The sequence below is a fragment of the Arthrobacter sp. genome (assembly GCF_030540645.1).
Classification (GTDB): Bacteria; Actinomycetota; Actinomycetes; order Actinomycetales; family Micrococcaceae; genus Specibacter.
The window spans coordinates 1-8005 of the sequence record NZ_JAUNVV010000043.1; the positions used below are offsets into that span (position 1 = coordinate 1).

8 protein-coding genes are annotated in these 8005 nt (G+C 62.5%); 4 read left to right on the plus strand and 4 right to left on the minus strand.

What is annotated here, in order from left to right:
* The coding region (locus tag Q4P21_RS09580; RefSeq protein WP_303388550.1) for a dihydrofolate reductase family protein at nucleotides 1-455 on the minus strand (455 nt) is incomplete at its 3' end.
* A gap of 69 nt (nucleotides 456-524) precedes the next feature.
* Nucleotides 525-2948, minus strand: a complete 2424-nt coding sequence (gene secA2 / locus Q4P21_RS09585; protein ID WP_303388551.1) for an accessory Sec system translocase SecA2 — start codon at nucleotides 2946-2948, stop codon at nucleotides 525-527.
* 206 nt (nucleotides 2949-3154) lie between these two features.
* Between secA2 and Q4P21_RS09590 the strand changes: the two genes are divergently transcribed.
* Nucleotides 3155-3697: a GtrA family protein gene (locus Q4P21_RS09590; RefSeq protein ID WP_207343371.1), complete on the plus strand. Its 543-nt coding sequence runs from the start codon at nucleotides 3155-3157 to the stop codon at nucleotides 3695-3697.
* 98 nt (nucleotides 3698-3795) lie between these two features.
* Here Q4P21_RS09590 and Q4P21_RS09595 read toward each other — a convergent pair whose 3' ends face one another.
* Both Q4P21_RS09595 and Q4P21_RS09600 read right to left on the minus strand, forming a co-directional pair.
* The gene (locus Q4P21_RS09595; protein ID WP_303388552.1) at nucleotides 3796-4479 is read right to left on the minus strand and encodes a tyrosine-protein phosphatase; all 684 of its coding nucleotides are present in this window, start codon (nucleotides 4477-4479) and stop codon (nucleotides 3796-3798) included.
* The gene (locus tag Q4P21_RS09600) at nucleotides 4476-5084 is read right to left on the minus strand and encodes a GNAT family N-acetyltransferase (protein WP_303388553.1); all 609 of its coding nucleotides are present in this window, start codon (nucleotides 5082-5084) and stop codon (nucleotides 4476-4478) included. Before Q4P21_RS09600 ends, Q4P21_RS09595 begins: the two co-directional genes overlap by 4 nt.
* A gap of 138 nt (nucleotides 5085-5222) precedes the next feature.
* Between Q4P21_RS09600 and Q4P21_RS09605 the strand changes: the two genes are divergently transcribed.
* The 3 genes from Q4P21_RS09605 to Q4P21_RS09615 form a co-directional block, all read left to right on the plus strand.
* Nucleotides 5223-6323, plus strand: coding sequence for an ATP-binding protein (locus tag Q4P21_RS09605; protein ID WP_303388554.1), 1101 nt, complete (start codon nucleotides 5223-5225; stop codon nucleotides 6321-6323).
* Nucleotides 6324-6362: 39 nt separating this feature from the next.
* Complete coding sequence (locus Q4P21_RS09610) at nucleotides 6363-7325, plus strand: 1,4-dihydroxy-2-naphthoyl-CoA synthase (RefSeq protein WP_303388575.1); 963 nt, start codon at nucleotides 6363-6365, stop codon at nucleotides 7323-7325.
* Nucleotides 7326-7345: 20 nt separating this feature from the next.
* Nucleotides 7346-8005: AMP-binding protein (locus Q4P21_RS09615; protein WP_303388555.1), on the plus strand; the 660-nt coding region annotated here is incomplete at its 3' end.

The window sequence follows — 8005 nt, forward strand, 5'->3', positions numbered from 1 at the left end:
CCACCGACGAGGATGGGTGAAATGAAGAGGTGGATCTGGTCCACCAGGCCTGCCTTGAAGGCGGTTCCGGCCAACTCCGCGCCACCCACTGACAAGTCGTCTTCAGCGCTGGCCTTCATGGCACGGATGGACTCCGGATCAAAGGTGCGTTCGATGCGCGTCCGTGCTGTGCTGACTTCCTCCAGTGTTCGTGAGAACACCACTTTTTCGGACATGTGCCAGATAGCCGCGAAGTCCCGCTCCACGCGGATTAGGTCAGGCTGGCCGAACAAGGGCTCCCAGCTTTTCATGACTTCATAGAGTTTGCGCCCATACAGGTAGGTACCGATGCTTCGTTCAAGATTGTTGATGAAGGAGTGCACATCGTCGTCGGGCATACCCCAGGTGAAACCGCCCTCACGGTCCTCGATGTAACCGTCCAGCGACGTGATCGCTGAGTAAACAAGCTGGCCCATGGCTCCCGCCTCATCCGCGTTCCGTAGTTGACTCTTCCAAGTATTCGCTGTGCATGGCCTGCCGGAAAGCTATCTGCCCATCTTTTTCAACAGCCACTTCACGGCTTGGTCGCTCGGGCTGCCAAAGGGGTCCTCATTGACCACATAGGTCCAGGTGGTGGTGCCGCGGCGGATGCCAGCTGCTTCCAAGTCCACTTCCCCGTCAACCACGTCCAGCACGGCGAGTGTCTCAGCAGCGCTCTCGTTGACCCTGTCGAAAAATCCTTCAAAGAGGCTGATGGTCTCCTTGCGGAATTCATCCAGCGGGTTCTGCCGCCCCAGGGAGCGCAGATGGATGGCTGCCCTTTGCTCGGAAAGCAGCGCCAGGTGGTCACTCCACTGCCCGTCCAACTCAAAGAGCATGACGGCCTTGCAGGCAGCGGCGAGCTTTTCAGCACCCAACATCCTGCCGAGCGTCTGAATGCGGGCCGGGGCGAGTCCTTCACAGACCTTCAGCGCCGCGCCGTCGTCGCGCAGGATTGTGTCTCGTTCGGCCAGCACAACCTGACGCTGATAGGCGATCAGTTCGTTGTACTTCCAGGAGTTTTGGGCGGTTTCCTGGCGTTCTTGTTCCGCAAGTCGCTGCGCCCTGTCCAGCAGCTTGGACACATCCGCCCTGGTGACGCGCCCGGCGTCGTCAATGTCCCGCGCCACGGACTCAGTGAGCTCCAGGCCATGCGCTTCCTGGCCGTTCGCGGCGGGGTCCTCCATGCTGGAGAAAATCACGCTGGCACCGGGGTCACCCTGCCGCCCGGCACGGCCGCGCAGTTGTGCGTCGAGGCGGGGCGAATAGAAGCGGCCCACGACAATGACAAGCAGTCCACCCAGTGCCGCGACTGCGCCGTGTCCGGCCTGTGTGGCACCGGTCCCGCCCAGCAGAATATCGGTGCCGCGGCCGGCCATTTGAGTGGAGACGGTGACGGCCGCCCGGCGCCCGGCCTGGGCAATGACCTCAGCTTCGAGGCTGTCGTTGCGGGCGTTCAGGACCTGGCTTTCAATGCCCCTGGCCGCCAGCAGGGCAGCGAACCGGTCCGATGCGGCGACGTCGTGGGTTCCTATCAGCACCGGTTGGCCGGTGGCATGGGCGGCAGCCGCCGCATCGACCACGGCGGTATCGCGCTGGGCGGACGTCGCGTAGATCCGCTCGGGTCGGTCCTGTCGGATACATTTCTTGTGCGACGGAATCCTGCCGACGTCGAGGGTGTAGTGGGTGCGCAGGTACTCAGCAACGGCCACTGCGGTGCCGCTCATGCCCGTCACGCTGGCAAAGGACTTCACCAGGTCCCGGACAAGGAGCTGGTCAAGGACCTCTCCCTGTTCGGTTTTGTGCAGTCCTTCCTTGGTTTCCACAGCTGCCTGCAAGCCGTCCGGCCAGCGTTGCAGCGCGGCCACCCGTCCACGCGAGTCGGAGACGATCTCGGCCTTACCGTCGCGCACGATGTAGTCGACATCGCGCTGCAGCAAAACTTGGGCGTGTAGGGCCACGTTGATGGAGGAAAACAGCGGTGTTCCTTCCACCGAATACAGCTCGACGCCGGGCCACCACACCTCGGCACGGCGTAGGCCCGCATCCGTCAGTGACACATTGCGCCTGTCCGCTTCCACCGTGTAGTCGAGGTCCGACTTGAGGCCGCTGACAAACTCCGCCACATCCATGCTTTGGAGTTCGCTGCGTGCCCGGCCGGCCAAAACCAGCGGCACGGTTGCCTCATCCACAAGCACCGAATCAACCTCATCCACAATGCAGACCTCGAATGGTTGCAGGACTGCGTCTTCCGGAGCCGTGCGTGTGCGGTCGCGCAGGACGTCGAAGCCAAGTTCGTTCACGCAGACGTACACGATGTCCGCACGATAGGCCTTTTGGCGCTCGACAGCTTCGAAGCCTTCCGTCACAGATGCCGCCGTGACGCCCAGCCGCTCGAAAAATGGAGCCATCCAGTGGGCGTCACGCCCGGCCAGGTAGTCGTTGACGGTCAGCACGTGCACCCGGCGGCCACGCAGGGCGTGCGCCCCGGCGACCAGGGCGCCGACGAGGGTTTTCCCTTCGCCGGTGTCCATCTCCACCGCGGTCCCCCGCAGCATGTTGGCAGCGGCCAGCAACTGCGTATCAAAGAGCTCCATGCCCAGCGACTCCTTGACCAGCAGGCGGGCGCAGAACAAGTAGTCCTCGAGTTCGGAGTCACTCCAATCCGCTGTTCCCGTGGACTGTTGGCTGCACAGACCGGCCAGAATGTCATGGGTGGCAGCAGTATTGCCACCTGCTGCATGGTGCTCGTTTTCACGCGTTTGTGCCCGCGCAGCTGTCCGGCCCACCAACGCTCCTAGCTTGGCAGTATCAACAACCCCAGGCGCGTTGAAGAGCCAGTTCTTGAACTTGTTCCCCACCATTGGCCTGCCCTTGCCGCTTCGTGTCTTCTTCGGTGCTTCGTTGCTCATCTGCTTTGTGCTTTCCACGGGGAAGGACGGGTTCTACCCAAGGGGCCCGAACATAAGAGCGCCCGATATGAACTGCGTCACAATTCGAACAATAATCGCCAATATGCGCACAGTGCCGAATCTGGTGTTACTTTCAATACCGTAAGCATAGATCAGCGACCAAGGGCATCCCTGGACGTATTTGTTATCGATAACTCCGCTGATTGCCCACCCTGGAAGGCCTCATGAACGTTGTTGACAAGATCATGAACCTCATCGCCTTGCTCTGGCGCGAGGTATTGGCCTTTGGCGCTGTGGGCGGCCTTGGCTGGTTTATCGACAACGGCATCTACACTCTTCTGTGGCATGGACCCATGTCCGAGAGCACTATCAAGGCCCGCGTGGTCTCCACGGTCGCCGCAACTTTGTTTGCCTGGTTTGCCAACCGCTACTGGACCTTCCGCCACCGCCGCTCAGAGCGGGTGTGGAAGGAATTCATGTTGTTTCTACTCATGAACGGACTGGGGCTAGGCATAGTGTTGGCCTGCCAAGTAGTTTCCCGCTACGTTTTGGGACTCACATCCTTCACGGCAGACTTCATTGCCGGTGGCGTCATCGGGCTGGCCCTGGGCACCATCTTCCGCTTCCTGGCCTACCGCTACTTTGTGTTCAACAAGGAACTCGTCGACATTCTCGGGGACGGCGCTGCAGGGGAAAGCGTTGTCGGTGAGACTGGTGTCATGTCGCGGGGCAAACACGAACTCATCGGCGCCGGTTCACGCAGCTGACCGCACGCCCGACGAGAACGGGGCTACCTTGCGAGAACGGCGTTTCGTATCGGCCATCGCGCAAGTTTGCCCCTTCTTCAGCAACATGGAGGCCCCGATCAGCGGCTCCGGGCAATCACGGCGTCGAGCTCGGCAGCACTTACACCGTTGGCCAGCAGGAACCCGCGAACATCCATGCCCGCCACGAACTTCTCCACAGCCTGGCCCCGCCCGGACACCAGCTCCGACAGTTCCGCCCCGTCCATGTGCCTCTCGTAGGGATGCTTCACAGGTGCCACCAAATGCCAGGCGTTGATGCCGCGCGTGGCCAGCTCGTCCTCCCCTGCAGCCCGCTCCGACTGCCCCAGCAGCGTCAGCAGCAACGTGGCGATGAGCCCGGTCCTGTCCCGCCCGGCCGAGCAGTGGATCACCACGGCGCCCTGTGCCGCAGCCAGTTCCTTGAACACGGCCGCCACCTGCTGCGGAAACATCCGTACGATGTCCGCATACAGCCGCGGATGGTTCATGTACGGGTTGAAAAGTTCGTGGTACTGCGGATCCTGAGGGTCTTCCGTCGGTGAATGCACGACGGCGAGCCTCGCCAATGCGTCCACGCCCACCACCGGGTCGGTGGGCCTGCGCTTGCGTTCTCCCTGGTTCCGCAGATCGATGACGGTGCGGACGCCGTCGCTAAAAAGCTGTTCCCAGCCGTGTTCGGTGAGCCATTCGCTGCGGCCCATGCGGTAGATGTCCCCGGCGAGCAGACGGGCGTTGACGGCACCTTCCCACTGTGGAACGGTCATCGTTTTTTGGCCAGTCTGTAGTCGAGCCCGTTGCGCACTTGGGGCCATTCGGCGGCCAGGACGGAAAAGACCACGGTGTCGCGCAGCGAGCCGTCAACCATGCGGGTATGGGCCCGGAGAATTCCGTCCTGCTTGGCGCCAAGCAGGGCAATGGCCTCACGGGATTGGATGTTCATCCAATGGGTGCGAAATTCCACCGCCACGCAGCCGAGGGCTTCAAAAGCATGTCCCAGTAGCAGGCGCTTGCTGTCCGGATTGGTCCCGGTGCCCTGGGCGCTGGCTGCGTTCCAGGTGGAACCAATCTCGACGCGGGGAACGCATGCATCAATGTTCATGTACGTGGTCATGCCGATAATCCTGCCGGGTTCACCCGTGACTGGATCCTTCAGCCGGGTGGTGAACGGGAGCATCTTGCCCGATTCCTGCAGGGACAGCCGCCGTTCAATCTCGGCTCGCATTTCTGCAGGCTGCGGCACGGACGTGTACCAAAGGTTCCAGAGTTCACCGTCGTACGCCGCCGCCACCAGCCCGTCGTGATGGTCCAGGCTGAGTGGCTCGAGGACAACGTATCTTCCAGACAGGGTCACAGGCGCAAACAGGCTCATGCAAAAACAGTATCTGATGTGCGCGGACCTGAATGTCTGGCGAAGCTCGAGGAACCCGCTACTTCCGCCTATGAATTTCTATGAATCTTATGAATTCATAACATTCACAAGAATTCACAACGTGTTTAGGATGGGAGCATGGAGAATCCTTTCAGGCCATCCTTCGGGCGCACACCACCCCAACTGCTGGACCGCACGGATCTGCTCGGCGAGTTCGCCTATGGGCTGAGCATCCGCTCCGGCGTCCTCGGGCTGCTGACGATCATCACCGGTGCCCGTGGCATCGGCAAAACCGTCATGCTGAACGAAGCGGAGGACTTGGCGCGGGAACAAGGCTGGGCCGTCATCTCCGAGACGTCAACCAGCGGATTTTTGGCGCGAATCGCCGATTCCATGCGTGTGCTCAACGATGAGCTGGGGGCCGGGCCGCCTACAAGGAGAATCACGGCGTTTGTTGCCGCCGGCTTCGGAGTCACCACGCAGCTGCCGCCCGAGCGACAGGTGGAATTCCGAACCTTGGGCGAGCAGCTGCTGCGGCGGCTCAACGAGAAGAAGACCGGGCTGCTCGTCACCCTCGACGAAATTCAGGATGCAAACCGGGACGAGCTGCTCCAACTCGCTGCTGTCATCCAGCACTTTGTCCGGGACGGGCTGCCCATCGGCTTTGTGTGTGCCGGTCTTCCCTCGGCTGTCTCAGACCTGCTTAATGAAGGCGTCGCCACCTTTTTGCGCCGGGCTGACAAAATCGACTTGCACCCGGTGCACGTCGCTGAAGTGGAGGACTCATACATCAGCCTGTTCTCCACAGCCGGATTCACCCTGACACGGGAAATCGCGTCCAAGGCTGCCGCCGCCACCACCGGCTACCCATTTCTTGTGCAGCTGGTCGGCTATTTTCTTTGGCGCGAGGCGGAGCAGGGTGCCGGCATTGTGACGGAGGCTGCGGCCGGGCAGGCCATTTCGGCAGCACTCCAGCGAAACATTCGTTTGGTTGTGGGTCCGGCCATCGCCCATGCCAGCCGCCGCGACATGGACTACCTGCGGGCCATGGCCGTGGATGAGGGAGTGTCCGGCACCGCTGACATTGCACGCCGCATGGAGGCAAAGCTGACACTTGCGGCCAACTACAGGGCCCGGCTCATCGATGCCGGCCTGATCGAATCCGCAGGGCACGGGGAAGTGAGATTCTCGATTCCCGGCTTGCGTGAGCATCTGAGGTCCACCCCGCCGCAAGGCTAAAGTCCGGCCACCGCCTGCCCGGGCCGCCTGCCCGCTAGAATCACTAGCGTGAATGCCACTAATCTTCCCGAGCAGGTATCAGACATCTTCGACCCCACCCGGTGGCGCGTGGTGGAGGGCTTTGATTTCACCGACATGACCTACCACCGGCAGGTGGAGCGGGACAGCGACGGCGCCGTGGTGCGGGACCTGCCCGCGGTACGCATCGCCTTCAACCGCCCGGAAGTGCGCAACGCCTTCCGCCCCGGGACCGTTGATGAGCTGTACCGCGCCATGGACCATGCCCGCATGACCCCGGATGTGGCCACCGTGCTGCTCACCGGAAACGGCCCCTCCCCCAAGGACGGCGGCCATTCCTTCTGCTCCGGCGGGGACCAGCGCATCCGCGGCCGCGACGGCTACAAGTATGCCGACGGGGAAACGAAGGAAACCATTGACCCGGCCCGCGCCGGACGTCTGCACATCCTGGAAGTGCAGCGTCTCATGCGCACCATGCCCAAAGTTGTCATCGCCGTCGTGAACGGCTGGGCAGCAGGCGGCGGGCACTCCCTTCACGTCGTCTCCGACCTGACCATCGCTTCCCGCGAACACGGTAAGTTCAAGCAGACCGACGCCACGGTGGGCTCCTTCGACGCTGGCTACGGCTCGGCATTGCTGGCGCGGCAGATCGGCCAAAAGAAGGCCCGCGAGATCTTCTTCCTGGCCCGCGAATACTCCGCAGATGACATGGTCGCCATGGGTGCCGTCAACGAGGCAGTGGCCCACGCAGATCTGGAAAACGTGGCGCTGGAATACGCGACAGACATCGCCCGCCAGTCACCGCAAGCCCTGCGCATGCTGAAGTTCGCCTTCAACCTGGCGGACGACGGCCTGGCCGGCCAGCAGGTCTTCGCCGGCGAAGCCACCCGCCTGGCCTACATGACGGACGAGGCAGTCGAGGGCAAGGAAGCGTTCCTTGAAAAACGCGACGCTGACTGGTCTTCCTTCCCGTACTACTTCTAACTCCCCCTATATAGGTACACATGAATATTGAACCCCTGCTCAAGGCCCTTTCCGAAGCACTCGCCGGCGAAGGCCCAGCCGTCGAAATCGACCCGGACGGAAGCTTCACCCTCATCCCGCAGGCCGAGCTGGGACTGCCGGCCGGAAGCGAAACGGACATTGCCGCCGTCGTGCGCACCTCGGGGAGCACCGGCACACCCAAGCGCACCCTGCTGAGTGTGGATGCACTGGCGGCGTCCTCGGTGGGGACAGCCATGGCGCTGCGCGGCGAGGGCCAATGGCTCCTCGCACTGCCCATGAACTACGTGGCCGGGCTGCAAGTCTTGGTACGCAGCATGTTCGCCGGCGCCCGCCCCTGGGCCATGGACATGAGCGGCGGCTTCACCCCGGAAGCGTTCACCGAGGCCGCGCATGAACTCACCGACAAAATGCGTTTCACCTCGCTGGTCCCGACACAGCTCACCCGCCTGCTGAGCAATCCCAGCGCGGAAACATTGACGGTGCTGCGCCGCTTCAACGCGATCCTGCTCGGCGGCGGCCCCATCAACCCGGTGCTGCTCGAGGCCGCGCGCGGTGCCGGGCTAAACGTCATCACCACGTACGGCATGAGCGAAACGTGTGGCGGATGCGTGTACGACGGCGTCCCCCTGGAAGGCGTGCAACTCGCCATCCGCGAGGGC

Bases quoted from the DNA above. Each gene is read 5' to 3' on its own strand.
- Q4P21_RS09590 (WP_207343371.1), top strand. From the start codon at position 3,155: ATGAACGTTGTTGACAAGATCATGAACCTCATCGCCTTGCTCTGGCGC.
- Q4P21_RS09595 (WP_303388552.1), bottom strand. From the start codon at position 4,479: ATGACCGTTCCACAGTGGGAAGGTGCCGTCAACGCCCGTCTGCTCGCC.
- Q4P21_RS09605 (WP_303388554.1), top strand. From the start codon at position 5,223: ATGGAGAATCCTTTCAGGCCATCCTTCGGGCGCACACCACCCCAACTG.
- Q4P21_RS09600 (WP_303388553.1), bottom strand. From the start codon at position 5,084: ATGAGCCTGTTTGCGCCTGTGACCCTGTCTGGAAGATACGTTGTCCTC.